Origin of the sequence: Micromonospora sp. NPDC007271, assembly GCF_040634005.1 — a bacterium.
Lineage (GTDB): Bacteria > Actinomycetota > Actinomycetes > Mycobacteriales > Micromonosporaceae > Micromonospora.
The window spans coordinates 41,666-67,710 of the sequence record NZ_JBEYER010000011.1 but is presented as its reverse complement, the minus strand read 5'-3'; the positions used below and the strand labels follow the sequence as shown (position 1 = coordinate 67,710).

The window sequence follows — 26,045 nt, the reverse complement described above, 5'->3', positions numbered from 1 at the left end:
GCGTTTTGCGGGGGCCGGCGGCGCGTCCGCCGCCGGCCCGGTCGCGGTTCACATTCCGCCTACCGGCCAGTAGCGTGTGACTCCGGTCCATGGGACGAGGGGGAACGGCGATGACGGAACGGGTCGAAGGTCACGGCGGCGAGCTGGCGCTGGCGGTGCTGCGGGCGCACGGCGTACGGGAGATGTTCACCCTCTCCGGGGGGCACGTCTTCCCGCTCTACGACGCCGCGCACAAGACCGGTTTCCCGCTCTACGACGTCCGGCACGAGCAGTCCGCCGTCTTCGCCGCCGAGGCGGTGGCGAAGCTCCAGCGCCGCCCCGGCCTGGCCGTGCTCACCGCCGGCCCCGGCGTCACCAACGGCATCTCCGGCCTGACCAGCGCGTTCTTCAACGCCTCCCCGGTGCTGGTGCTCGGCGGGCGGGCCCCGCAGTTCCGCTGGGGCGCCGGCAGCCTCCAGGAGATGGACCACCTGCCGCTGGTCGCCCCGGTCACGAAGCACGCGGAGACGGTGTTCAGCGCCGACGACATCCCGCGGGCGGTGACCGCCGCGCTGACCGCGGCGCTCACCCCGCACCGCGGCCCGGCCTTCCTCGACTTCCCCCTGGAAGCGGTCTTCGCCGCCGGTGACGCCGACCTGCCGGCCGTCACCCCGGTCGCCCCGATCGAGGCCGACCCCGACGAGGTCGCCCGGGCCGCCGGCCTGATCGCCGGGGCGTCCCGGCCCGTGATCATCGCCGGCTCCGACGTGTACGCGGGCGACGCCGTCGACGCCCTGCGCGCCGCCGCCGAGTCGCTCCAGGCGCCGGTCTTCACCAACGGCATGGGCCGGGGCGCGCTGCCCCCGGCGCACCCGCTCGCCTTCGCCAAGGCCCGCCGGGTCGCCCTCAAGCGCGCCGACGTTGTCGCGGTGGTCGGCACCCCGCTGGACTTCCGGCTCGGCTTCGGCGACTTCGGCGACGCGCAGGTGGTGCACGTCGTCGACGCGCCCAGCCAGCGTGCCGGGCACGTCCAGCCGGCGGCCAGCCCCGCGGGGGACCTGCGGCTCATCCTCACCGCCTTCGCCGAGCACCCCGGCGAGCGGGCCGACCACGCCGAGTGGATCGGCCAGCTGCGTACCGCCGAGGATGCCGCGAAGGCGCGCGACGCCGAGGAGATGGCCGCCGAGAGCGACCCGATCCGCCCGGCCCGGGTCTACGGCGAGCTGCGCAAGGTGCTCGCCGCCGACGCGATCACCATCGGCGACGGTGGCGACTTCGTCTCGTACGCCGGAAGGTACCTGGAGCCGGCGCAGCCCGGCACCTGGCTCGACCCCGGCCCGTACGGCTGCCTCGGCACCGGCATGGGCTACGCGATGGGGGCCCGGGTGACCCACCCCGACCGGCAGATCTGCGTGCTGATGGGCGACGGCGCCGCCGGCTTCTCGCTGATGGACGTGGAGTCCCTGGTCCGCCAGCAGCTGCCGGTGGTCATCGTGGTCGGCAACAACGGCATCTGGGGCCTGGAGAAGCACCCGATGCGGGCCATGTACGGCTACGACGTGGCCGCCGACCTCCAGCCCGGCCTCCGCTACGACAAGGTGGTCGAGGCGCTCGGCGGCGCGGGCGAGACGGTGGAGAAGACCGCCGACCTCGGCCCGGCGCTGGCCCGCGCCTTCGACGCCGGCGTGCCTTACCTGGTCAACGTGCTCACCGACCCGGCCGACGCGTATCCCCGCTCGTCGAACCTGGCCTGACCCTCAGACCTCCGGGCGGTCCCGGTCGCCCTCCTGGCGGCGTAGCTCCTCCTCGCGCTGGCGCAGGTTCTCCTCCCAGCGGCGCAGGCGCTCCTGGTCGTCCCGGCGGGTCCGCTCGGCGAGGGAGGACAGGAACTCCGGGTCGTCGTCCGGTGCGACCGGCCGGGAACGGTCCCGCTCGGAGAAGCCGTTGCCCATCGGCCAGGGGGTGCGTGAGCGGCGTGCGGTCGGCTCCCGGCCGGCGACGAACCAGGCGATCGAGCCGATCAGGGGGAAGAACAGGATGATCAGCACCCAGGCGATGCGGGGCAGCGCCCGGATCTCGCCCTCCTCGGCGGAGAGGCAGCTGATCAGCGCGCAGACGGCGAGGACGACCTGGGCCAGGAAGAGGAGGCCGTAGAGGCGAGCCATGCGGACATCATGGACCATCGGTGCGGTTCACCGCAGCCCGCGTACCACCAGTACGAAGCCGAGCAGCGCGAATCCCGCGGCGGCCAGCGCGGTCAGGGGGAACGACCAGCGCTGCGCGCGCCGGGTCCCGGTGCCGGTGGCCCGCCGCCAGGTCACCGCGAGCACGCCCAGCCAGCCCAGCACGGCGAGCCCGGCCACCGTCGCGCCCGCCCGACCGTCGGCGAACGCCAGCCGGACCAGCAGCACGGTGACCCCGGTGAGCGCCAGCAGCGTACGCCGCCAGGCCAGCCGGGTCCGCTCCGGTTGGAGGCCGGGGTCGCCGGTCATCCGACGCCCCGGGCGAGGACCGCGATCACCAGCAGCAGCGCGCCCACGGCGACGGCGAGGGCCAGGATCGCGGGGAAGCGGGACGCCGGCAACTCCTCGCCCAGCCGGATCGCCCGTTCGGTGCGCGCCCAGTGGTCGACCGCCCGGACCGCGACCGTGGCGCCGAGCAGCAGCAGCGCGATGGAGATCGCCTCGCGCAGGTGGGCCAGCGGCAGTGGCGGCAGGAACTGCGCGGCGGCCAGTCCGCCGGCGATCAGCGCCAGACCGGTACGCAGCCAGGCCAGGAAGGTCCGCTCGTTGGCCAGCGAGAAGCGGTAGTCGGGGGTGCTGCCGACCGAGCGCAGCTCGCGCGGGTCGAACCAACGCCTGATCGCCTGCCACACATCGCCGATTATCCGCTTTGCCCGATGCCTAGTCTGGGAGGATGACTGATCTTGACGTGCGGACCCTGCGCGACGCCTACGACTCCCAGCTCCGTCCCGAGATCCCGGACCCGGTGCCGGCGGGAGTGACCATCGACCGGGACGGCCCGCTGTTCCGCGTCCTCAACCTGGACCGGGGCGGCTTCCTCACCTACCGGACCTTGGACGGGCTGGCCGGCGCGGAGCTGGACGCGCTGATCGCCCGGCAGGTCGAGTTCTTCCGCGCCCGCGGCGAGTCGGTCGAGTGGAAGCTCAACGGCCACGACGAACCGGCCGACCTGGGGGAGCGGCTGCGCGCCGCCGGCTTCGTGCCGGAGGAGCAGGAGACCGTGGTGGTCGGCCCGGTCGCGGCCCTGGCCGCCGCCGTCCCGGTGCTGCCCGAGGGGGTACGCCTGCGCGAGGTCACCGCCCGGGAGGACCTGGAGCGGATCCGTGCGATGGAGGAGGCGGTCTGGCACGAGGACCGCAGCCACCTGGTGACCGGGCTGGCCAGGGAGATCGAGGCGGACCCGCAGTCGATCACGATCGTGGTGGCCGAGGCGGGCGACACCGTGGTCAGCGCCGGCTGGGTGCGTTATCAGCGCGGGACCGGCTTCGCCAGCCTGTGGGGCGGCTCGACCTTGGCGGAGTGGCGCAAGAAGGGCATCTACCGGGCGCTGGTGGCGTACCGGGCGCGGCTGGCCGAGCAGCGCGGCAAGACGCTGGTGCAGGTGGACTGCTCGCCGGACAGCCGGCCGATCCTGGAGCGGCTCGGGCTCGTTGCGGTCACCACGACCACCCCGTACGTCTACACTCCATGATCATGGAACCGTTGACGGCGGACGAGCGACTGACCCTCAAGACGGGGGCGTTCGGTGCCGTCTTCCTGGTTTCCAACGCCGAGCCCGGGATGCTGGCCATGGTGCGGGAGAGCTTCGCGGCGTCCGGCGCGCTCGGGGAGGCCAGCGGGGTGGTGAAGGAGGCCCTGACCACCGGCCCGCTGCCGGAGCTGCGCCGGGACTCGGCGGTGGAGATCGAGGCGATCGTGCTGCCCGCGCTGAGCCGCTCGGTGGCGATCCTGCGGGAGAAGTCGCCGGGGGACGTCGAGGCGTACCGGTCGGTGGTGCTGGCTGCGGCCGACCGGGTGGCGCAGGCCCAGCGTGGCGTGACGCCGGCCGAGGCGTCGGTGCTGGACCGGATCAGGGACGCGCTGGCCGAGCCGGCCTGACCGGCTCGGCGGCCCAGAGCGCTCGGACCCTGGCCCGGACGCAGCGGTCGGACCCGCCGGTGACCTGTGTCACTCTAAGGCTCGGGAAGGGCCATGCTACTTGCGGGTAACATGGCCCGTGGGCAACCGCACAGCAGCCCCCGGTTGACCGATCGTTAAGGAACGCGGGAGGCTGCGCCCGTGACCGGGCGAGTGATCGCTACACCAAACAGGAGGGTCGTCGAAGCGCGATGAACATCGTCGTACTCGTCAAGCAGGTGCCCGATTCGGGCGCGGACCGCAACCTGCGTGCTGACGACAACACCGTCGACCGCGGTTCGGCGAACAACGTCATCAACGAGATGGACGAGTACGCCATCGAGGAGGCGTTGAACATCAGGGATGCGCACGGCGGTGAGGTCACCATCCTGACCATGGGTCCGGACCGGGCGACCGAGTCGATCCGCAAGGCGCTGTCCATGGGTCCGGACAAGGCCGTGCACGTGGTGGACGACGCCCTGCACGGTTCCTGTGCCGTGGCCACCTCGAAGGTGCTCGCCGCCGCCCTCGGCCAGCTCAACGCCGACCTGGTGATCTGCGGCGCCGAGTCGACCGACGGCCGGGTCCAGGTGCTGCCGCACATGATCGCCGAGCGGCTCGGGGTCGCCGCCCTGACCGGCGCGCGCAAGCTCACCGTCGACGGCTCCGCCCTGACCGTCGAGCGGCAGACCGAGGAGGGCTACGAGGTGGTCACCGCCTCGACCCCGGCCGTCGTCTCCGTCTGGGACACCATCAACGAGCCGCGTTACCCGTCCTTCAAGGGCATCATGGCCGCCAAGAAGAAGCCGGTGCAGACGCTCTCCCTGGCCGACCTCGGCGTCGCCCCCACCGAGGTGGGCTTCGACGGTGCGACCAGCACGGTGCTCGAGCACACCAAGCGCCCGCCGCGCTCCGGCGGCACCAAGGTCACCGACGAGGGCGACGGCGGCGTGAAGCTGGTCGAGTTCCTCGCCACCGAGAAGTTCGTGTGAGAGGTCAGGGTCATGTCTGAGGTTCTCGTCGTCGTCGAAGCCACCCGGGAATTCGGCGTCAAGAAGGTCACCCTGGAGATGCTCACCCTCGCCCGCGAGCTGGGCACCCCGAGCGCGGTCGTGCTCGGCGGCGCCGGCGCCGCCGAGGCGCTGAGCGCCAAGCTGGGCGAGTACGGCGCGGCGAAGATCTACGCCGCCGAGGGCGAGGAGATCGACGGCTACCTGGTGGCGCCGAAGGCCACCGTGCTGGCCGACCTCGTCAAGCGGGTGCAGCCGGCCGCGGTGCTGCTCGCCTCCTCCCAGGAGGGCAAGGAGATCGCCGCCCGCCTGGCCGTCAAGCTGGACAACGGCATCCTGACCGACGTGGTCGCCCTCGAAGCGGATGGCACCGCGACCCAGGTCGCCTTCGCCGGCTCCACCATCGTCAAGTCCAAGGTCACCAAGGGCCTGCCGCTGGTCACCGTCCGGGCGAACTCGCTCACCCCGGCCCCGGCCCCCGCCACCCCGGCCGTGGAGCAGCTCACCGTCACGGTCGGCGACGCCGACAAGCTGGCCAAGGTCGTCGAGCGGGTCGCCGAGCAGAAGGGCACCCGCCCCGAGCTCACCGAGGCCTCCGTCGTCGTCTCCGGCGGTCGTGGGGTCGGCAACGCCGACAACTTCAAGCTGGTCGAGGAGTTGGCCGACCTGCTCGGCGGTGCCGTCGGCGCGTCCCGCGCGGCGGTCGACTCCGGCTACTACCCGCACCAGTTCCAGGTGGGCCAGACCGGCAAGACGGTCTCCCCGCAGCTGTACGTCGCGCTGGGCATCTCGGGCGCGATCCAGCACCGGGCCGGCATGCAGACCTCGAAGACCATCGTCGCGGTGAACAAGGACAGCGAGGCGCCGATCTTCGAACTGGCCGACTACGGCGTGGTCGGGGACCTGAACAAGGTCGTCCCGCAGGCCGCCGAGGAGATCCGCAAGCGCAGGTGAGCCGCCACTTTCCGTCGGCGGAAAGGAGCTGATCGGCGGGCCGGGGAGCTGAGCCGGCCCGCCGATCAGCCCGTCAGGGTGCCCCCTGGGTTCAGGGTACCGAGTGCCGTCATCCGTATCGCCCCGGGCCGACAAACCGGTCGGCCCGGCGAGAGAGGTGATCCGGCACCCGGCGCGACGGCGGCCGGCCGTTAGGCTGAACACCGATGGCATACCTGGATCATGCGGCGACGACCCCGATGCTCGACGAGGCACTCGAGGCGTACGTCGCCACGGCCCGCGAGGTGGGCAACCCGTCGTCGCTGCACGCGGCGGGCCGGCTCGCCCGGCGGCGGGTGGAGGAGTCCCGCGAACGGGTGGCCGCCGTGCTCGGGGCCCGGCCCTCCGAGGTGATCTTCACCGGGGGCGGTACGGAGAGCGACAACCTCGCCGTCAAGGGCGTCTTCTGGGCCCGCCGCGCCGCCCGCGCCGCCCGCACCCGGGTGGTCTCCAGCGCCGTCGAGCACCACGCGGTGCTGGACACGGTGGACTGGCTGGCCCGGCACGAGGGTGCCGAGGTCGGCTGGCTGCCCGTCGACGCCACCGGCCGGCTCGACCCCGAGCGGCTCCGCGCCGAGCTGACCACGCACGGCGACCGGGTGGCCCTGATCACCGCCATGTGGGCCAACAACGAGGTGGGCACCGTCCAGCCGGTGGCCGAGCTGGCCGCGATCGCCGCCGAGCACGGCGTGCCGTTCCACACCGACGCCGTCCAGGCGGTCGGCCAGGTGCCGGTCGACTTCGCCGCGAGCGGCGTCTCCGCGCTCACCGTCACCGGGCACAAGCTCGGCGGCCCGACCGGGGTCGGCGCCCTGCTGCTGGCCCGGGACGTCGCCGCCACCCCGCTGCTGCACGGCGGCGGCCAGGAGCGCGACGTGCGCTCCGGCACCCTCGACACGGCCGGCATCGTGGCCTTCGCGGTCGCCGTGGAGGCCGCGGTGAAGGGCCAGCAGGAGTACGCCACCCGGGTCGCCGCGCTCCGCGACGAACTGGTGGAGCGGGTCCGGCAGGCGGTCCCCGAGGTGGTCTTCAACGGCGATCCGGTCGACCGGCTGCCCGGCAACGCGCACTTCTCCTTCCCCGGCTGCGAGGGGGACGCGCTGCTGCTCCTCCTCGACGCCCAGGGCATCGCCTGCTCGACCGGCTCGGCCTGCTCCGCCGGGGTGGCCCAGCCCTCGCACGTGCTGCTCGCGATGGGCGCCGACGACGACCGGGCCCGCTCGTCGCTGCGGTTCACCCTGGGCTACACCAGCACCCGGGCGGACGTCGACGCCCTCATCGCCGCGCTGCCCGGCGCGGTGGAGCGGGCCCGGCGCGCGGCCGCCCTCCGCGCCCCCCGCTGATCCGGATACCCTCGGTGAGGACGAGGGGAGTGGGGCCGGTGAGGGTTCTGGCGGCGATGTCGGGCGGGGTGGACTCCGCCGTGGCGGCGGCGCGGGCGGTGGAGGCCGGGCACGACGTGACCGGTGTGCACCTGGCACTGGCGCGCAACCCGCAGACCTACCGCACTGGTGCCCGCGGCTGCTGCACCCTGGAGGACTCCCGGGACGCGCGCCGGGCCGCCGACGTGATCGGCATCCCGTTCTACGTCTGGGACATGGCCGACCGGTTCCACGAGGACGTGGTGGACGACTTCGTCGCCGAGTACGCGGCCGGTCGTACCCCGAACCCGTGCCTGCGCTGCAATGAAAAGATCAAGTTTTCGGCGGTGCTGGACCGGGCCGTGGCCCTCGGCTTCGACGCCGTGGTCACCGGTCACCACGCCCGCCTCGGCCCCGACGGCCTGCTGCGGCGCAGCGTCGACCTGGCCAAGGACCAGTCGTACGTGCTCGCGGTGCTGACCCGCGAGCAGCTCGACCGGTCGATCTTTCCGCTCGGCGACTCCACCAAGGCCGAGGTGCGCGCGGAGGCCGCCCGGCGCGGCCTCGCGGTGGCCGACAAGCCGGATTCGCACGACATCTGCTTCATCGCCGACGGCGACACCCGCGGCTTCCTCGCCCAGCGCCTCGGCGAGGCCCCGGGCGACGTGGTCGACGCGCTCACCGGCGCGGTGGTCGGCAGCCACACCGGCGCGTACCAGTACACCGTCGGGCAGCGGCGCGGCCTGCACCTGGAGCGACCCGCCCCGGACGGTCGCCCCCGCTACGTCCTCTCCATCACCCCGAAGACCAACACCGTGGTGGTCGGCCCGGCCGAGGCGTTGGAAGTCGGGCAGGTCCACGCCACCCGCCCGGTCTGGACCGGCGGCGAGCGGCCCACCGGGCCGGTGGAGTGCGAGGTGCAGTTGCGGGCGCACGGCGACGTGGTGCCGGCGACCGTGTCGCTGGACGCCGACGGGCTGCACGCCGAGCTGCGCCGCCCGGTCCGCGGGGTCGCGGCCGGCCAGGCGATCGTGGCGTACCGACCGGACCCGGCCGGCGACCTCGTGCTCGGCTCCGCCACCATCACCGGCTGACGACCGGCCGCTGCGCCGCCCGTTTCCACCTTCGGCACGCCCTTCCGCGTCCCGCGTCGGGGGAGGCGACCCTGTTCCTCGGCGCCTTTGGAGCTGACGTCGCAGACGATTCAGCGGCAGCTGCCGCTGTCGCGGTTGGTGGCGCTGCCGCCGGCCGGGTGAGGTGACGGCGGGTCGGTTGTGATGTCAGCTCCACAGCGGCTGCCGGAGCCGTGCCCGGGTGCGCGGACGGCGGGCAGCCGCGACGTACCTTCTCTCGCGGCCGATGCCGGGAGCGGGCCCGGCAGCGGATAGTCTGCGGCGGTGACTGATCAGCCCTGGCCCTGGCCCGCCGGGGCGGCGACCGGCATCGGTTCGCTGCCCGGCACCGACATCGCCGAGGCGCAGCGAATCGTGCTCGGCGAGCTGCCCGCCCTGCCGCACCTGCCGGAGCTGCCCGCCCGGGGGCCGGGCGCCGACCTGATCGGCCGGACCGGAGGCCTCCTCGTCGAGCTGCCGGTCGAGCTGTACGCGGCCCGCTGGCGGATCGCCCTCCGCCCCGGCAGGGACCTGCGCCGCGCCCGTGACCTGATGGAACGCGACCTCGACCAGCTCGCCGAGCAGGCCGAGGAGTACGCCGGCCCGGTGAAGGTGCAGGCGGCCGGCCCGTTCACCCTGGCCGCCTCGCTGGAGCTGCCGATCGGCGGCCGGCTGCTCCGCGACCCGGGCGCGGTCCGGGACCTCGCCGGCTCGCTCGCGGAGGGGCTGCGCGGGCACGTCGAGGCGGTCGGCCGCCGGCTGCCCCGCGCGTCGGTGCTGCTCCAGCTCGACGAGCCGTCCCTGCCGGCGGTGCTGGCCGGCCGGGTACCCACCGAAAGTGGCTTCGGCACCCACCGGGCGGTGGAGCCGGAGGTCGCCCGGACACTGCTGCGCGATGTGATCGAGGCGGCCGGGGTGCCGACCGTGGTGCACTGCTGCGCGCCCGACGTACCGCTGGCGCTGATCCGGACCGCCGGGGCCGCCGGCGTCGCCCTCGACCTCGGCCAGGTCACCGACCTGGATCCGCTCGGCGAGGCGATCGACGCGGGGCTCGGGCTGCTGGCGGGCGCCGCGCCCGCGCTGCCCCCGTCCAGCGGTCGCGCGCCGACCTCGGCCCAGGTCGCCGACCGGGTACGCCAGCTCTGGGATCAGCTCGGCTTCCCCCGCCGCCGGCTCGCCGAGCAGGTGGTGGTCACCCCCGCCTGCGGCCTGGCGGGAGCCACCCCGGCGTACGCCCGGGCGGTCCTCACCGCCTGCCGGGACGCCGGCCGACGGCTCCACGAGGAGTGAGGGTTTTCCGTCGTACCCCTCGGGCAGGATGACCGGCATGATTGGACAGCTGCGTTCCGTGGTCATCGACTGCCCCGATCCGCGCGCCCTGGCCGGCTTCTACGCCGAGCTGCTCGGACTGCCGCTGATCGAGGACAACTCCGACGGCGACGACTGGGTGGTGCTCGGCGGTCCGCCGGGGCACCAGCCCCGGGTCGCCTTTCAGAAGGCCCTCGACCTGCGCGCACCGGACTGGCCCGATCCGGACCGGCCGCAGCAGTTCCACCTGGACGTGACGGTGGACGACATCGAGGCGGCGGAGAAGGCGGCGCTGGCCCTGGGCGCGCGCCGGCTGCCCGGCGAGGGTGACGGCTTCCGGGTCTACGCCGACCCGGCCGGCCACCCGTTCTGCCTCTGCTGGGACTGACCGCAGGCGGCGTGGCTTGCGCCGGCGGTGCATGATCGCCACCGTGATCGACTCTTCGCCGCGCCGCGCCTCCGGTTCGCTCTTCGGCCTCGCCTACGGTGACGCCCTGGGCAAGCCCACCGAGTTCCTCACCGTCGCCGAGATCGTCCGCCGCTACGGCCCCTCCGGCCCCCGGGAGCTGACCGGCGACCCGGTGCTGGTCACCGACGACACCCAGATGGCCCTTGCGGTGGCCTGGGCGCTGCACGACGCGCCCGCGTACGCGCCGGAGGTGGTGGAGCCGCTGCTGCGGCGGCGGTTCCTCGACTGGTCGGTCAGCCCGGACAACAACCGCGCCCCGGGGATGACCTGCCTGCGGGCCTGCGCCGAGCTGAGCCGGGGGATCCGCTGGCAGGAGGCGACGGTCGCCGGCTCGAAGGGCTGCGGGGCGAACATGCGGGTCACCCCGGTCGGGCTGCTCGACGTCGACCTCGACACGCTCGCCGGGCTGGCCCAGCTCCAGGCCGGCCTGACCCACGGCCACCCGACCGGTCTGGCCGCCAGCGAGCTGACCGCGTACGCCGTCCGGCTGCTGCGCGACGGCGCCGCGCTCGCCGAACTGCCCGCCCTGCTCGCCGGGCGGGCTCGGGAGCAGCGCACGGTCTACCGGGCCGACTGGCTCGGCGACCTGTGGCAGCGCCCCGGCGAGGCGACGCCGGAGGAGTTCATCGCCCGCGGCTGGGACGAGTGCCTGCGGGTGCTCGACCGGCTCGACGCGGCCCTGGCCGGACCGGACGACGGCGCCGATCCGTGCCGGCTCACCGGCAAGGGCTGGATCGCCGAGGAGGCCCTGGCCACCGCGTTGCTCTGCGCGCTGCGGCACGCCGACGACCCGGTCGGCGCGCTGGCCCGGGGCGCCACCACGGCCGGCGACTCGGACTCGATCGCCGCCCTGGCCGGTGCGTTCGTCGGCGCCGCCCACGGCATGTCCGCCTGGCCCGCCGACTGGTCCACCCGGATCGAGTACGCCGACCAGCTGTCCACCCTCGCGAGCCCCCACGACTGACCCGCTCGGCGGCGCCCACGCCCAGCTCATGGTGGGTAGTGGGACGATTGTCAGCCCCGCCCGCTACCGTGCGGAGGTAGCACGATCACGGGAGGTCGAAAGCGGTGTCCGACAGCGCCAGTGTGTCCGAGGACGCGGTTCCCCAGACGGTCAGCGCCGCGCAGGAGGCGGCGGCGGGCGCGGAGCCGACCCCGGAGGCACGGGAGCGGCACGCCACGCTGAGCCAGGAGCTCACCGACCACCAGTACCGCTACTACGTGCTCGACGCGCCGACCATCTCCGACGCCGAGTTCGACCGGCAGCTGCGTGAGCTGGAGGCGCTCGAGGCGGAGTATCCGGCGCTGCGCACCCCCGACTCGCCCACCCAGCGGGTCGGCGGCACCTTCTCCACCGACTTCACCCCGGTCACCCACGCCGAGCGGATGCTCTCGCTGGACAATGCCTTCGCCGACGAGGAGCTGGCCGCCTGGGCCGAGCGGGTCGAGCGGGACGCCGGCGGCCCGGTGCCCTACCTCTGTGAGCTGAAGGTCGACGGCCTGGCGATCAACCTCACCTACGAGAAGGGCCGGCTGGTCCGGGCCGCCACCCGGGGCGACGGGCGCACCGGCGAGGACGTCACCGCCAACGTCCGCAGCATCAAGGACGTGCCGGCCCGGCTGACCCCCGCCGACGACTTCCCGGACGTGCCGGAGTTCCTCGAGGTGCGCGGCGAGATCTACTTCCCGGTCGCCGCGTTCGCCGACCTCAACGCCGGCCTGGTCGAGCAGGGCAAGCCGCCGTTCGCCAACCCGCGCAACGCCGCCGCCGGCAGCCTGCGGCAGAAGGACCCGCGGATCACCGCCTCCCGGCCGCTGCGCCTGGTGGTGCACGGCATCGGCGCCCGCCGGGGGTTCCAGCCGTCCGCCCAGTCCGAGTCGTACGCGGCGCTCAAGGCGTGGGGGCTGCCCACCAGCGACCGCTGGCGGGTGGTGCCGGACCTGGCCGGGGTGGCGGAATTCATCGCCTACTACGGCAAGCACCGGCACGACGTCGAGCACGAGATCGACGGCGTGGTGGTCAAGGTCGACCCGGTCTCGATCCAGGGGCGGCTCGGCTCCACCAGCCGCGCGCCGCGCTGGGCGATCGCCTTCAAGTACCCGCCGGAGGAGGTGACCACCAAGCTGCTCGACATCGACGTCAACGTCGGGCGCACCGGGCGGGTCACCCCCTTCGCCGTCCTCGAGCCGGTCCGCGTGGCCGGCTCCACGGTCGCCCTGGCCACCCTGCACAACGCTCAGGAGGTCGAGCGCAAGGGCGTGCTGATCGGTGACACGGTGGTGCTGCGCAAGGCCGGCGACGTCATCCCCGAGGTGCTCGGCCCGGTGGTCGACCTGCGCCCCGCCGACGCCCGGCCGTTCGTCATGCCCACCACCTGTCCAGCCTGCGGCACCCCGCTCGCGCCGGCCAAGGAGGGCGACGTCGACATCCGCTGTCCCAACGCGCGCACCTGCCCGGGCCAGATCCGCGAGCGGGTCTCCTACCTGGCCGACCGCAAGGTGCTCGACATCGAGGTGCTCGGCGAGAAGAGCGCCGCCGCGCTGCTGGACGGGCAGATCATCACCAACGAGGGTGACCTGTTCCAGCTCGACGCCGAGCAGCTCGCCCGCTCGCCGTTCTTCGTCAACAAGGACGGCAGCCTGGGCAGCAACGCCAGCAAGCTGCTGGACAGTCTGGCCGTGGCCAAGGAGCGGGACCTGTGGCGGGTGCTGGTCGCGCTCTCCATCCGGCACGTCGGCCCGACCGCGGCGCAGGCCCTCGCCCGGCACTTCCGCTCGATCGAGGCGATCGAGGCGGCCAGCGAGGAGGAGCTGTCCTCGGTGGACGGCGTCGGCCCGACCATCGCCGCCAGCATCAAGGAGTGGTTCGCCGTCGACTGGCACCGCGAGGTGGTGCGCAAGTGGGCCGAGGCCGGCGTGCGGATGGCCGAGGAGGCCGGCGAGGAGGGGCCGCGCCCCCTCGAAGGGGTGACCGTGGTGGTGACCGGCACGCTGGCCGGGTTCAGCCGCGACCAGGCGTCCGAGGCGATCCAGAGCCGGGGCGGCAAGGTCACCGGCTCGGTGTCGAAGAAGACCAGCTTCGTCGTGGTGGGGGACAATCCCGGGTCCAAGGCCGACAAGGCGGCCAGCCTGAAGCTGCCGGTCCTCGACGAGGAGGGCTTCCGGGTGCTGCTGGAGTCGGGCCCGGAGGCGGCCCGCGAGGTGGCCCGCGTCGAGGGCTGACCCGGGCGGGGCGTGGACCTTGCCAGGGCGTGCGGCGTATACCAACTTAATTACGACTACGACCGATTCGTGACTGTCGTGTCGGGGAAACCGGCACCGAGGGCGTTTCATTGGCGTACGGCGTGTGTACGCCAGGTGCGTCCCCGGGAGGTGCGATGGAGACCGGCGATCCGCGAAACTCCGTGCCGCCCGGGCGGGGTACGCCGTTCTTCGGTTTCGTCGTCGCCGTCGGTGTCCTGGCCGTGCTCGTCTCGGCCGGTCCGCTGGCCGGGCTGCCCGAGCGGCTCCCCGGCATGCCGGCCGCGTTCTGGACCATGGCGGCGCTCGCCGTCGCCTGTGACGCGCGACCGTTCGTGCCACCGGGCCGCCGGCATACCTCGGCGGTCTTCCCGTCGACCTGCTTCACCTTCGCCATCCTGCTCGGCTGGGGGCTCGGCCCGGCGGTCGCCGTGCAGGCCGTGGCGGTCGCCGTCTCCGGCTGGCGGCTGGGGTACGCCCCGTGGCGGACCGCCTTCAACGCCGCCCAGTACGCCTGCGCGCTCGCCGCCGCGCACGCGGTCACCCGGCTCGGCGCCGGCGAGCTGTACGACGGCGGGCGGCTGCACTGGACGGTCGTGGCGGCGGTGGGTGGCGGCGCGGTCGCCTGGTTCGTGGTCAACTACGTCCTGGTCAGCTTCGCGATCCGGCTGCGCTTCGGCGACCGCTGGTGGCCCAACGTCCGACTCGGCCTCGGCTACGAGCTGCTCTCCACCGGCTCGCTGCTGCTGCTCGCCCCGGTGCTGGTCGCCGCCGCCCGGGCCAGCGCCGCGCTGATCCCGCTGGTGCTGGTGCCGCTGTTCGCCGTCTACCGGATGGCCCGGCTCTCCACCGAGCAGGCGCAGTTGGCCGCCCTCGACCCGCTCACCGGGCTGCCCAACCGCAAGGCGCTGCTGGCCGAGGTGGCCGAGCAGGTGCACCTGCACGCCGAGCGGGCCGGCCGGGGCGAGCCGGACGCCCACCTGGCCCTGCTGCTGCTCGACCTGGACCGGTTCAAGCACGTCAACGACGCGCTGGGGCACGCGGTGGGGGACCGGCTGCTGGTCGAGGTGAGCGCCCGGCTGACCGGCGTGGTGGGCGAGCGCGACCTGGTCGCCCGCCTCGGCGGCGACGAGTTCGCCATCGTCGTACCCCGGCTCACCGGCACCGACCACGCGCGTGAGCTGGCCGACCGGGTGGTCGCCGCGCTCGCCGAGCCGGTTCCGCTGGACGGGCTGCCGCTGGACGTGGGCGGCTCGATCGGCATCGCGATCTTCCCCGAGCACGGCGAGGACTTCGCCACCCTGATGCGCCACGCCGACGTGGCCATGTACGACGCCAAGCACCGCAACGACACGGTGGCGGTGTACGCGGCCGAGTCCGACCACAACTCGGCGGAGCGGCTCAGCCTCCTGGCCGACCTGCGGCGCGTCCTGGAGGCCACGCCCGCCGTCGCCGTGGCGGCGCCGTCCGCCGTACGCGGGGGCGACGGTGCCATTCTCGCGCCCGCCCCCGGCCTGACCGGGCCGGCCGGTCCGGCTCCGGCTGACGGCGTACCCCGCAATGGTGGCCGGGCCGGCGGCGCGGCCCGGCCGGGCGCGGGCGCGGGCGCGGGGCGGTGGCGGCTGCGGCGGCGCGAACGGGCCGAGGCGCCGCCCGACGACGAGCTGATCAACCGGATCGTCACCAACGCCGACCCGATCCGTCGCCGGGCCGCCCGGGCGGTCGGCACCGACGCGCCGCCGGGCGGCGTCGGCCACGCGAACCGACCGCTGGCCGCGTTCGACGACCACCCCGAGGGACCGACCGGCGGTGCCCCGTCGAACGCGACGATGCTTCCCGGCGCGGCCGAGGCCCGGGCGGCCGGCGGCGCGGACGATCCGGCCGGCGACCCGGGCGAGATCACGATGTACTACCAGCCGCAGATCGAGATCGCCACCGGCGAGGTGGTCGGGGTCGAGGCGCTGCTGCGCTGGCGGCACCCGCGCCGGGGCATGGTCGATCCGGGCGAGCTGATCCAGGTCGCCGAGCAGAGCGCGGTGATGCGGCTGCTCACCCGGCGGGTGGTGGACGACGTCGTGGAACAGCTCGCCAAGTGGTCGGCGGCCGGCCTCACCCTGCGGGCCGCGCTCAACGTCAGCGTCCGGGACCTGCACACGGGCGAGATCGCCGACCAGATCGCCGACCGGCTCGCCGGGTACGGCGTACCCCCGGACCGGCTCCAGGTGGAGATCACCGAGGGGGCCCTGATGGCCGACCCGCGACGGGTGCTGGCCAGCATCTCCCAGCTGCACCGGATCGGCGTCGGCATCGCGCTGGACGACTTCGGCACCGGGTACTCCTCCCTGCAGCACCTGCGCCGGCTGCCGCTGTCCGAGGTGAAGGTGGACCGGTCGTTCGTCCTCGGCATGGCCGAGGACCCGGACGACGCGGCGATCGTCCGGTCGATGATCGAGCTGGCCGGGGCGCTCGGGCTGCGCGTGGTGGCCGAGGGCGTGGAGGACGAGCGCACCTGGCGGCTGCTGCACGCCGCCGGTTGCGACGTGGCCCAGGGCTGGTTCCACGCCCGGCCGATGCCGGCCGGCGAACTGGTCGCCTGGCTGTCCCGCTACCGCCCGGTCCGTCCCGTGGTGACCGCCGACGCCGACGGTGGGGGCCGGGGAGCCGGAGGCACCGCCGGCGGGCCCGACACATAGACTCGGCACGTCACCACCTGCGCGGCACGCGGCAGGTCGGTACGCAGCACTCAGCCAGGAAGGGGTCGTCATGGCCGCCATCTCCCGCGAGGAGGTCGCGCACCTCGCGCGACTGTCGCGGCTCGCCGTCACCGAGGAGGAGCTGGACACCTTCGCCGGCCAGCTCGACGTGATCCTCCAGTCGGTCGCCCAGGTCGGCGAGGTCGCCGCGGCGGACATCCCGCCGACCTCCCACTCGGTGCCGCTGACCAACGTCCTGCGCGAGGACGTGGTGGTGCCCGGGCTGACCCCGCAGGAGGCGCTGTCGGGTGCGCCCGACGCCGAGGAGCAGCGGTTCCGCGTCCCGCGGATCCTGGACGAGGATGTGGCTTCATGACCGACCTGACCAAGCTGAGCGCAGCCGAGATCGCGGGGCTCGTGGCGAAGGGCGAGACCTCGGCGGTCGAGGTGACCCGGGCCCACCTGGACCGGATCGCCGCCGTCGAGGACCGGGTGCACTCCTTCCTGCACGTCGACACCGAGGGCGCGCTGGCCGCCGCCCGCGCGGTCGACGAGCGCCGGGCCGCCGGCGCGGAGCTGGGCCCCCTCGCAGGCGTGCCGGTCGCCGTGAAGGACGTGCTCACCACCAAGGGCGTGCCGACCACCGTCGGCTCGAAGATCCTGGAGGGCTGGCGCCCGCCGTACGACTCGACGATCGTGCAGCGGCTGCGCGACGCGGGCACGGTGATGCTCGGCAAGACCAACATGGACGAGTTCGCGATGGGCTCCTCCACCGAATACTCGGCGTACGGCCCGACCCGTAACCCGTGGGACCTCGACCGCATCCCGGGCGGCTCCGGCGGTGGCAGCGCCGCGGCCCTCGCGGCGTACGAGGCGCCGCTGTCGATCGGCTCGGACACCGGCGGCTCGATCCGCCAGCCGGGCGCGGTCACCGGCACGGTCGGCGCGAAGCCCACGTACGGCGGCACTTCCCGCTACGGCCTGGTCGCGTTCTCCTCGTCACTGGACACCCCCGGCCCGTGCGCCCGTACGGTGCTGGACGCCGCGCTGCTGCACCAGGTGATCGGCGGGCACGACCCACGCGACTCCACCTCCATCCCGGCCCCGGTGCCGGACGTGGTCGGTGCGGCGCGGCTCGGCGCGACCGGTGACCTGACCGGGGTGAAGCTCGGTGTGGTGACCGAGTTCACCGGCGAGGGCGCCGAGCCGGGCGTGATGGCCGCGTTCCGCGAGTCGGTCGAGACGCTGGCCAAGCTGGGCGCCGAGATCGTCGAGGTCTCCTGCCCGCACTTCAGGTACGCGCTGCCGGCGTACTACCTGATCGCGCCGAGTGAGTGCTCCTCCAACCTGGCCCGCTTCGACGGGGTCCGGTTCGGCCTGCGGGTCGGCGACGACGGCAACCGGTCGCTGGAGGAGGTCATGTCGCTGACCCGCGAGGCCGGCTTCGGCCCCGAGGTCAAGCGGCGCATCATGATCGGCACCTACGCGCTCTCCTCGGGCTACTACGACGCCTACTACGGGCAGGCGCAGAAGGTCCGCACCCTGATCACCCGGGACTTCACCGCGGCGTTCGAGCAGGTGGACGCGCTGATCTCGCCGACCACCCCGTTCGTGGCGTTCCCGATCGGGGCGCGCACCTCCGACCCGTACCAGATGTACCTGGCCGACCTGTTCACCATCCCGACCAACCTGTACGGCGGACCGGCCATCTCGGTCCCGTGCGGCCTCTCCGAGGGGCTCCCGGTCGGTCTCCAGGTCATGGCGCCGACCATGGCCGACGACCGGATGTACCGGGTCGCCGCCGCCCTGGAGTCCGCGGTCGGCACCCTCACCCCGCCCGCGCTCTGACCCGTTCGCGGGGCGGCCGGCCGGCCGCCCCGCGAACGGCGACACGCGGTCACCGTTCGGTCCATTACGCCTCGCCGCCGGTCCTGATTGGATAGCGTCTGCTTCCATTGGTGACCACGCTTTCCGTGACTCAATTCCTGGACGGGCGATGAAGAAGCTGCGGCCGATCGCGATTCTTTCGGTGCTCATGGTGGTGCTCCTCGGCACGGCGCAGCCGGCGGCCGCCGCGACCATCACCATCACCTCCGGTCCGCCGGCTTCCCCGGTCACCGCCTACGTGGAATATCCGGAGCACACGTTCACGGCGTCGGGTGGCACGGCGCCCTACACGCTCTCGTTGCGGGCGGGTGCGTTGCCGCCGGGGATGGCGTTGGCGTCGGCGGGGACGCTCTCGGGTACGCCGACCACGCCGGGCGAGTACCCGTTCGAGATCCGGATGACGGATGCGAACGGCGACTTCGCCGAGCAAACCGTGACCGTCAAGGTGGTGGCGCCGACCATCACCATCACCTCGGGCACTCCCGCCTCGTCGGTGACCGCCTACGAGGCGTATCCGGAGCACACGTTCACGGCGTCGGGTGGCACCGCGCCGTACACGCTCTCGTTGCGGGCGGGTGCGTTGCCGCCGGGGATGGCGTTGGCGTCGGCGGGGACGCTCTCGGGTACGCCGACCACGCCGGGCAGCTACCCGTTCGAGATCCGGATGACCGACGCGCACGGCTTCTACGCCGAGCAGGACGTCACCGTCAAGGTGGTGGCGCCCACGATCACCATCACCTCCGGCGTGCCCACCTCACCCTGGTACACCGCGCAGCCGTACCCCACGCACACCTTCAAGGCCTCCGGCGGCACCGGGCCGTACGCCGCGTCGCTGCGGGCGGGTGCGTTGCCGCCGGGGATGGCGTTGGCGTCGGCCGGGACACTCTCGGGTACGCCGACGACGACGGGCAGCTACTCGTTCGGGATCCGGCTGACCGACGCGCACGGCTTCTACGCCGAGCAGGACGTCACGGTCGTCATCGCCAAGCCGGCCGCCACCATCACGTCCGGAGCGCCGCCCAAGGGCACGGTCGGCGAGGCGTACTCGTTCCGATTCACCGCCGCCGGCGACTCCAACATCAAGTTCAGTGTGGCCGACGGTGACCTGCCCGACGGTCTCAACCTCGGCCCGGACGGCGTGCTCAGCGGCACCCCGGAGGCCGAGGGCAGCTTCACCTTCACGGTCAAGGCGGCCGGCACCGCGACGAGCGCCACCGCCGAGGTCACCATCGTCATCGACGCCGCGCCCTCCTCGCCGTCGCCCTCGCCGACGTCGACCTCGCCGGCACCGGGCACGCCGAGCCCGGGGACGCCGTCGGCCACCGCCGGGCCGGGGCTTCCGGTCACCGGATCGAACCCGGTCACCATGCTGCTACTGGGCGTCGCCGCGATCGCCATCGGTGGGATGGTCCTCCTCGCGCTCCACCTCCGTCGTCAGCGGTTCACGGCCGGTGGGTGACCTCCGCCGAGGCGGGTCGTAACGGCGGGCGCTGCGGGTTCAGGCCAGGCCCCGGCGCCCGGCCTGCAACCCGGCCTGGAATCGGGTGCGGGCGCCGAGCGCGGCCAGCAGGGCGGACGAGCGGCGCCCGAGGGTGCGTACGCTCACCCCGAGTTCCCGGGCGATGGCCTCGTCCTTGAGACCGGTCGCGAGCAGGCCCAGCAGCCGCAGATCCAGCTCGTCGGTCTCCGTCGCGGGCCGCTCCGGGTCCCACGCCGGCAGCGGCGTGGCCTGCATCCAGAGCAGTTCGAAGAGCTTCACCAGCGCTGAGACGAGCATCGGCGCGCGTACCACCAGCGCCGCGTCGACGGCCCGTTCGCTGGCCAGTGGCAGCAGCGCCACGGACCGGTCGCCGATCGCCAGCTTGAGGGGCACGTCACTGTGTACCCGGGCCTGCTCGCCCGCGGCCACGGAGGCCATCGCCTGTTCGAAGGCGCCGGGTAGCTCGAAGGCCTCCGGGGCGTAGATCCCCCGCACGGTGGCGTCCCGGCCGAGCAGTTCGTTCTCGGAGACGTTCGCGGACGCCACCTCCTGGGCGTACGGCGGGCGGTCCAGGACCAGCAGCTCCTTCATCACGCCATGCGTGAGCTGGACGAACTGGGCCTCGACGGCCGCCCGGCCGGTGACGATCTCGAGCAGCTGGTCGGGGCGGGTCAGCAGGTCCTGCGGGAACTCCTCCGCCATCCGCTCGGCGGCCCGCCGGGCTGCGGCGAACTCCTCGGTGCGTCGGACGACCAGGGCGTTCACGGCCACGTCCGGGCGGGTCGCCACCAGCCGGGTGCCGGCGCCGACCCGGCGGCTGAGGAAGCCGAGGTCCTCCAGGCGTTCGGTGGCCGCCCGGACCATCCGCAGGCTCTCCCCGACCTGTCGGGTGAGCTCCGGCACGCTCGACTGGGGTCGGCGTAGCAGGGCCAGGTAGACCGCTTCTTCCACCGGGGTCAAGCCCAACGACTCGAACATCCGAGCCCCTTCCCGCCTTGCGGGATGTCCGACACCGGCCATGGCCGGGCTCGGACACCCGAAACTGTGGCGATCGGCGCATGCCCACGTCTAGACATGCCTCATGATCTTCTCCCGACTCAGCGGCGCACTCGTGCTGGCCGTCACGGCCGCCGGTGCCGCCAACCTCGCCACCGCAGCCCCCGCCGCCGCAGCCGACCGCTGGCACCGCCCCCAGTGCGGCGTGGTCCAGGGCGACGGGTCGGTGACGTTCACTCGCGCCGACGGCGTGTTCCTGGCGCCCACCACGACCCCCCTCACCCCGGTGGCCTACCCCAAGCTCACCGCGCTGAGCACCCCCAACACCCTGGTGGCCATCTCGAAGAAGTCCATCCAGCGATCCACCGACGCGGGCTGCAGCTGGCAGCCGATCGCCGCCACGGAGCAGAACCTGGCGGCCTACGACCTGGCCGCCGGGCCGGACGGGGTCGCGTACGCGTACGGCATCAACGACCAGCCGATCTACCGGGTGCAGGGCGATCAGGTCACCAAGGTCGACGGCCCGGTGCCGGGCGACGGCGTGGCCGGGCTGGCGGTCGATGCGGCCGACGGGCGGGTCCTGCGGGCGGTCAGCAAGGCCGGGCAGGTCTACGACTCCGGCGACGGCGGCGTCACCTGGACCGTCGTGGGGCTGCCGCCCGGCCAGGACGAGTTCGTCTACAAGGCGGCCGTCGATCCGGCCGACCGGGAGCACCTCGTCGTGGGCACCATGGGTCACGGCAGCTACGTGACGTTTGACGGCGGCCGCAGCTGGGCCCGCTCGTCCGGAGTCGGCGCCACCCCGGGGTCGAACGGCTTCTCCCTGGCCTTCTCGCCGGCGGATCCGTCGACGATCTGGCTGGAGGGCTACGACGTCAGCCGGAACGACAACTCCGCCCGGCGTATCTGGCGCTCCACCGACGGGGGCCGCAGCTTCCTGCCGGTCCTCGACGGCGCCCAGGCGGCCCTGGTCAACGGCACCCCGCTCTGGCCGAGCCCGGTCGACCCGGACGTGCTGTACTTCGCCTACGGCACCTGGTTCGGCGGCTACGGCACCGATCTCTACCGGTACGACGCGTCGACCGGCCGGCTGACGTCCCAGCACAACCCCCACGACGGGATCGCCGGTGTCGCCTTCAACCCGGCCGATCCGCAGGTGATGTACCTCGGCGTGGTCGAGGAGCGCTGACCCGCCGCGCCGCGTGGGCCGCGGCGCCCGCCCGGGATCGTGCTCGGGCGGGCCGCCGCCGACCCGGGTGCAAGCCCGGGGGCGGTGACCGGACGCAGCCCCATTAGGCTGGAACGGTTACGTCCGGATCGCGCCTGGAGCTCAGATGACGACGACACTGCCCGCGTACGACGAGGTCGTCGCGCGCTACGAACCGGTGATCGGCCTGGAGACCCACGTCGAGCTGGGCACGAACACCAAGATGTTCTGCGGCTGCCCGACGGACTTCGGCGGCGATCCGAACACCCGGGTCTGCCCGGTCTGCCTGGGCCTGCCCGGCTCGCTGCCGGTGGCCAACAAGGCCGCCATCGAGGCGACCATCCGGATCGGCCTCGCGCTGAACTGCTCGATCGCCGAGTGGTGCCGGTTCGCCCGGAAGAACTACTTCTACCCGGACATGCCGAAGAACTTCCAGATCAGCCAGTACGACGAGCCGCTCTGCGTCGACGGCTACCTGGACGTCGAGGTCAACGGTGAGACGGTGCGGATCGGCATCGAGCGGGTGCACCTGGAGGAGGACACCGGCAAGACGCTGCACGTCGGCGGCGCCACCGGCCGGATCCACGGCGCGACCGAGTCGCTGGTCGACTACAACCGGGCCGGCATCCCGCTCGTCGAGATCGTCACCAGGCCGATCCCCGGCACCGGTGCGCTCGCGCCGGAGGTGGCCCGGGCCTACGTCACCGAGCTGCGCGACGTGATCCGTTCCCTGGGCGTCTCCGACGTCCGGATGGAGGAGGGCTCGCTGCGCTGCGACGTCAACACCTCGCTGAACCGGCCGGGCGAGGAGTGGGGCACCCGCACCGAGACCAAGAACGTCAACTCGCTGCGCTCGGTCGAGCGGGCGGTCCGCTCGGAGATGCTGCGCCAGGCGTCCGTGCTCGACGCCGGCGGCAAGATCACCCAGGAGACCCGGCACTTCCACGAGGACACCGGCGACACCACGCCCGGCCGGTCCAAGGAGACCGCCACCGACTACCGCTACTTCCCGGAGCCGGATCTGGTCCCGCTCGCGCCGGACCCGGCCTGGGTGGCCGGGCTGAAGGCCGCGCTGCCCGAGCTGCCGCGGCTGCGGCGCAAGCGGATCCAGCAGGACTGGGGCCTGTCCGACCTGGACATGCAGTCGGTCGTCAACGCCGGGGCGGTCGAGCTGATCGAGGCCACCGTTGCCGCCGGGGCCTCCCCGGCCGCCGCCCGTAAGTGGTGGCTGGGCGAGCTGTCCCGGCGGGCCAACGAGACCGGCGTGGAGCTGGCCGACGTCGGGGCCACCCCGACGCAGGTCGCCGAGCTGCAGAGCCTGGTCGACGCCGGCAAGCTCAACGACAAGCTGGCGCGTACCGTCCTGGAGGGCGTGGTGGCCGGCGAGGGCTCGCCGACCGAGATCATGACCAACCGGGGCCTGGAGGTGGTCTCCGACACCGGCGCGCTCACCGCCGCCGTGGACGAGGCGATCGCCGCCAACCCGGACGTCGCCGACAAGGTCCGCGGCGGCAAGGTCGCCGCGGCCGGCGCGCTGGTCGGCGCGGTCATGAAGACCACCCGCGGCCAGGCGGACGCCAAGACCGTCCGCGAACTTATCCTGGAGCGCCTCGGCGTCCAGGGCTGAGCCGCAAGGAGGGGCCCTGTTGACGCCTGGTGCGTAGCAGGGGGCCCCTCCTAACACATTCCAGCGAAGGCCGCCGTCGTGACCCGGCGGCGGCTTTCGGAGCATCCTTCGAGTACGCGCGCGATCCGCGCATCCCCTCGCGTGGGCGTCAACGGCGACGCCCGGATGGAGTCACCGTGAACCAGCACGACCTCGACGTCCTCGACGAGATCCAGCGGCGGGTGCTCTGGCTCGCCACCAGGATCGTGGACGCGGCCAACCACGACCGGAACACGGGCGACGGGGTGAAGGTCGGGGGCCACCAGGCCTCCAGTGCCTCCCTGGTCACCGCGATGACCGCGCTCTGGTTCGCCCACCTGAACGGCGAGGACCGGGTCGCGGTCAAGCCGCACGCCTCGCCGGTCTTCCACGCCATCCAGTACCTGCTCGGCAACCTGGACCGGTCGTACCTGCCGAAGCTGCGGGCGCGCGGCGGTCTGCAGTCGTACCCGTCGCGGACCAAGGACCCGGACGAGGTCGACTTCTCCACCGGCTCGGTGGGCCTGGGCGCCGCCGCTCCGCTGTTCGCCGCGGCCACCCGACGCTACGTCGACGCGCACTTCGGCGAGCGGCCGCGCTCCCGCTTCGTCGCCATCATCGGCGACGCCGAACTGGACGAGGGCAACATCTGGGAGGCCGTCGCCGACCCGGCCACCACCGGCCTGGGCAACGTGATGTGGCTGGTCGACTTCAACCGCCAGTCCCTCGACCGGGTCGTTCCGGGCATCCGGATCAACCAGTGGCGCGGCCAGTTCGAGGCCGCCGGCTGGCACGTCGTCGAGGTCAAGTACGGCCGCCGGCTCGCCGAGGCGTACGCCCGGCCGGGCGGGGAGGCGCTGCGCGACTGGATCGACCGGATGCCGAACGAGCAGTACCAGTCGCTGTTCGGGCTGGCCGGGCCGGCCCTGCGCAAGCAGTTCCTCGACGGCGCCCCGGCCGAGGTGTCCGCCTTCGTGGCCGACCTCCCCGACGACGAACTGGGTCCGCTCGTCACCGACCTGGGCGGGCACGACCTCGAGGCGCTGCTCGACGCCTACGCCCAGTGCGACGCGGTCACCGACCGGCCCAGCGTGGTCTTCGCGTACACCGTCAAGGGGTGGGGGCTCCCCATCGCCGGCAACCCGCGCAACCACTCCGCCCTGCTCACCACCGAGCAGGTCGACGCGCTGCGCGCCGCGCACGGCCTGACGGCCGAGACCGAGTGGGATCGCCTCGACCCGGCCTCCCCGGCCGGGATCCGGGCCGGCGAGCGCCGGGAGGCGCTGTCCCGCGCGCCGCGCGAGCGGGCGCTGGGGGTCGCCGTCCCGGAGACCACCAGGGTACGCGCGAACAAGCCCGTCTCCACCCAGGAGGTCTTCGGCCGGGTGCTGGTCGACCTGGCCCGCGACCCGCAGGTGGCGCCCTACCTGGTCACCACCGCGCCGGACGTGGCCACCTCGACCAACCTGGCCGGGTTCATCAACAAGACCGGCGTCTTCGCCCCCACCGAGCAGCGGTCCTGGACGGAGGACCGGATGCTGCGCTGGACGGAGAGCCCGTCGGGCCAGCACATCGAGCTGGGCATCTCCGAGATGAACCTGTTCCTGCTGCTCGGCCAGCTCGGCCTGTCGTGGGACCTGTCCGGGCAGCCGCTGCTGCCGGTCGGCACGGTCTACGACCCGTTCGTGCTGCGCGGCCTGGACGCCTTCCTCTACGGCACCTACTCCGGCTCCCGCTTCGTGGTGGCGGGCACCCCGTCCGGCATCACCCTGGCCCCGGAGGGCGGTGCCCACCAGTCCACCATCACCGCCTCCGTCGGCCTGGAGCTGCCCGGCGTCACCTTCCTCGAGCCCGCGTACGCCGGCAGCCTCGACTGGCTGCTCTGCGACGCGCTCGGTCAGATCGCCGGGGGAGCCGCGCCCGCCGCCACCGCCGCGCCGGCCGAGGACGGGGCATACTACTTCCGGCTCAGCACCCGCCCCGTCGACCAGGCGCCGTTCGAGGCGGCCCGGGCCCGGCTCGGCGACGCGGTGCTGCGCCGGCAGGTGGTCGCCGGGGCGTACCGGCTGGTGGACGCGCACGAGGCGTACCCGCACCTGGCGGACGCCCCGGTCGTGCAGCTCGCCGCCTCCGGCGCGGTGCTGCCCGAGGTCCTCGCCGCCGCGGCGGAGCTGGCCGAGGAGGGCGTCGCCGCGCACGTGGTCGACGTGACGAGCCTGGACCGGCTCTACCGGGCCTGGCAGCGGACCCTGCGGCAGGGCGTGCGGACCGCGACGGTGCCGAGCGTGCCCGGCGCGCTGCGGTCGGCGTTCGTCGACCGGGTGCCGGTGGTGACCGTGCACGACGCCGCCTCGCACGCGATGGCCTGGCTGGGCTCGGCCCTCGGCGCCCCGGCGGTGCCGCTCGGGGTGGACGAGTTCGGCCAGTCCGGCAGCGTCCGGGAGCTGTACGAGCTGCACGACCTGCTCCCCGGCAGCATCGTCAACGCCGCCCTCGCCGCGCTCTCACTGCGCTGACGGCGGGTGC

General features: G+C 73.6%; 22 protein-coding genes. 18 read left to right on the top strand and 4 right to left on the bottom strand.

Annotated elements, in window-relative coordinates; translation table 11 throughout:
* Nucleotides 1–110 precede the first annotated feature (110 nt).
* Nucleotides 111–1,733: an acetolactate synthase gene (locus tag ABZ570_RS06510; protein WP_358057769.1), complete on the top strand. Its 1,623-nt coding sequence runs from the start codon at nucleotides 111–113 to the stop codon at nucleotides 1,731–1,733.
* 3 nt (nucleotides 1,734–1,736) lie between these two features.
* Here ABZ570_RS06510 and ABZ570_RS06505 read toward each other — a convergent pair whose 3' ends face one another.
* Genes ABZ570_RS06505 through ABZ570_RS06495 form a run of 3 tightly spaced genes read right to left on the bottom strand, consistent with a single transcriptional unit; the run spans nucleotide 1,737 to nucleotide 2,854 of the window.
* On the bottom strand, nucleotides 1,737–2,144 hold the full coding sequence (locus ABZ570_RS06505) for a PLD nuclease N-terminal domain-containing protein (protein ID WP_358057766.1): 408 nt from the start codon (nucleotides 2,142–2,144) through the stop codon (nucleotides 1,737–1,739).
* A 27-nt stretch (nucleotides 2,145–2,171) separates the two neighbouring features.
* Nucleotides 2,172–2,471, bottom strand: a complete 300-nt coding sequence (locus tag ABZ570_RS06500; protein ID WP_358057763.1) for a DUF202 domain-containing protein — start codon at nucleotides 2,469–2,471, stop codon at nucleotides 2,172–2,174.
* Entirely contained in the window at nucleotides 2,468–2,854 is a 387-nt protein-coding gene (locus tag ABZ570_RS06495) for a DUF202 domain-containing protein (RefSeq protein ID WP_358057760.1), read from the bottom strand. Before ABZ570_RS06495 ends, ABZ570_RS06500 begins: the two co-directional genes overlap by 4 nt.
* Nucleotides 2,855–2,895: 41 nt before the next feature.
* Here ABZ570_RS06495 and ABZ570_RS06490 point away from each other — a divergent pair, with 41 nt between their 5' ends.
* The 14 genes from ABZ570_RS06490 to ABZ570_RS06425 all read left to right on the top strand — a co-directional run bounded on the left by ABZ570_RS06490 (nucleotide 2,896) and on the right by ABZ570_RS06425 (nucleotide 19,650).
* Complete coding sequence (locus ABZ570_RS06490; RefSeq protein WP_358057757.1) at nucleotides 2,896–3,693, top strand: GNAT family N-acetyltransferase; 798 nt, start codon at nucleotides 2,896–2,898, stop codon at nucleotides 3,691–3,693.
* Nucleotides 3,690–4,100: a hypothetical protein gene (locus tag ABZ570_RS06485; protein ID WP_358057754.1), complete on the top strand. Its 411-nt coding sequence runs from the start codon at nucleotides 3,690–3,692 to the stop codon at nucleotides 4,098–4,100. Before ABZ570_RS06490 ends, ABZ570_RS06485 begins: the two co-directional genes overlap by 4 nt.
* A 230-nt stretch (nucleotides 4,101–4,330) precedes the next feature.
* Nucleotides 4,331–5,110: an electron transfer flavoprotein subunit beta/FixA family protein gene (locus tag ABZ570_RS06480; protein WP_358057751.1), complete on the top strand. Its 780-nt coding sequence runs from the start codon at nucleotides 4,331–4,333 to the stop codon at nucleotides 5,108–5,110.
* 12 nt (nucleotides 5,111–5,122) lie between these two features.
* On the top strand, nucleotides 5,123–6,082 hold the full coding sequence (locus ABZ570_RS06475) for an electron transfer flavoprotein subunit alpha/FixB family protein (RefSeq protein ID WP_358057748.1): 960 nt from the start codon (nucleotides 5,123–5,125) through the stop codon (nucleotides 6,080–6,082).
* Nucleotides 6,083–6,288: 206 nt separating this feature from the next.
* Nucleotides 6,289–7,464, top strand: coding sequence for a cysteine desulfurase family protein (locus ABZ570_RS06470; RefSeq protein ID WP_358057745.1), 1,176 nt, complete (start codon nucleotides 6,289–6,291; stop codon nucleotides 7,462–7,464).
* A 38-nt stretch (nucleotides 7,465–7,502) separates the two neighbouring features.
* Nucleotides 7,503–8,576: a tRNA 2-thiouridine(34) synthase MnmA gene (mnmA, locus tag ABZ570_RS06465; protein WP_358057742.1), complete on the top strand. Its 1,074-nt coding sequence runs from the start codon at nucleotides 7,503–7,505 to the stop codon at nucleotides 8,574–8,576.
* A gap of 303 nt (nucleotides 8,577–8,879) precedes the next feature.
* Entirely contained in the window at nucleotides 8,880–9,884 is a 1,005-nt protein-coding gene (locus tag ABZ570_RS06460; RefSeq protein ID WP_358057739.1) for a methionine synthase, read from the top strand.
* Nucleotides 9,885–9,921: 37 nt separating this feature from the next.
* Complete coding sequence (locus ABZ570_RS06455) at nucleotides 9,922–10,290, top strand: VOC family protein (protein ID WP_358057736.1); 369 nt, start codon at nucleotides 9,922–9,924, stop codon at nucleotides 10,288–10,290.
* A gap of 31 nt (nucleotides 10,291–10,321) precedes the next feature.
* Nucleotides 10,322–11,335 (top strand): ADP-ribosylglycohydrolase family protein, encoded by a 1,014-nt coding sequence (locus tag ABZ570_RS06450; RefSeq protein ID WP_358057733.1) that lies wholly within the window; start codon nucleotides 10,322–10,324, stop codon nucleotides 11,333–11,335.
* A gap of 122 nt (nucleotides 11,336–11,457) precedes the next feature.
* Complete coding sequence (gene ligA / locus ABZ570_RS06445; RefSeq protein ID WP_358057853.1) at nucleotides 11,458–13,593, top strand: NAD-dependent DNA ligase LigA; 2,136 nt, start codon at nucleotides 11,458–11,460, stop codon at nucleotides 13,591–13,593.
* A 155-nt stretch (nucleotides 13,594–13,748) separates the two neighbouring features.
* Entirely contained in the window at nucleotides 13,749–16,304 is a 2,556-nt protein-coding gene (locus tag ABZ570_RS06440) for an EAL domain-containing protein (RefSeq protein ID WP_358057731.1), read from the top strand.
* Nucleotides 16,305–16,374: 70 nt separating this feature from the next.
* Nucleotides 16,375–16,680 (top strand): Asp-tRNA(Asn)/Glu-tRNA(Gln) amidotransferase subunit GatC, encoded by a 306-nt coding sequence (gatC, locus tag ABZ570_RS06435; RefSeq protein ID WP_091190253.1) that lies wholly within the window; start codon nucleotides 16,375–16,377, stop codon nucleotides 16,678–16,680.
* Nucleotides 16,677–18,152 (top strand): Asp-tRNA(Asn)/Glu-tRNA(Gln) amidotransferase subunit GatA, encoded by a 1,476-nt coding sequence (gene gatA, locus ABZ570_RS06430; protein ID WP_358057727.1) that lies wholly within the window; start codon nucleotides 16,677–16,679, stop codon nucleotides 18,150–18,152. Before gatC ends, gatA begins: the two co-directional genes overlap by 4 nt.
* Before the next feature lie 148 nt (nucleotides 18,153–18,300).
* The gene (locus ABZ570_RS06425) at nucleotides 18,301–19,650 is read left to right on the top strand and encodes an Ig domain-containing protein (protein ID WP_358057724.1); all 1,350 of its coding nucleotides are present in this window, start codon (nucleotides 18,301–18,303) and stop codon (nucleotides 19,648–19,650) included.
* A gap of 39 nt (nucleotides 19,651–19,689) precedes the next feature.
* On the opposite strand, the gene ABZ570_RS06420 is transcribed toward ABZ570_RS06425, so the two are convergent.
* Nucleotides 19,690–20,649 carry a helix-turn-helix domain-containing protein gene (locus ABZ570_RS06420; protein WP_358057721.1) on the bottom strand — a complete coding sequence of 320 codons (960 nt, stop codon included), beginning with the start codon at nucleotides 20,647–20,649 and terminating at the stop codon, nucleotides 19,690–19,692.
* Between the two features lie 103 nt (nucleotides 20,650–20,752).
* Between ABZ570_RS06420 and ABZ570_RS06415 the strand changes: the two genes are divergently transcribed.
* From ABZ570_RS06415 to ABZ570_RS06405, 3 genes are all read left to right on the top strand, one after another.
* Nucleotides 20,753–21,856 (top strand): hypothetical protein, encoded by a 1,104-nt coding sequence (locus ABZ570_RS06415; RefSeq protein WP_358057718.1) that lies wholly within the window; start codon nucleotides 20,753–20,755, stop codon nucleotides 21,854–21,856.
* 145 nt (nucleotides 21,857–22,001) lie between these two features.
* Nucleotides 22,002–23,501 carry an Asp-tRNA(Asn)/Glu-tRNA(Gln) amidotransferase subunit GatB gene (gene gatB, locus ABZ570_RS06410; RefSeq protein ID WP_358057715.1) on the top strand — a complete coding sequence of 500 codons (1,500 nt, stop codon included), beginning with the start codon at nucleotides 22,002–22,004 and terminating at the stop codon, nucleotides 23,499–23,501.
* A 176-nt stretch (nucleotides 23,502–23,677) separates the two neighbouring features.
* Nucleotides 23,678–26,035 carry a 1-deoxy-D-xylulose-5-phosphate synthase N-terminal domain-containing protein gene (locus ABZ570_RS06405; RefSeq protein ID WP_358057712.1) on the top strand — a complete coding sequence of 786 codons (2,358 nt, stop codon included), beginning with the start codon at nucleotides 23,678–23,680 and terminating at the stop codon, nucleotides 26,033–26,035.
* The last annotated feature ends 10 nt before the right edge of the window (nucleotides 26,036–26,045 follow it).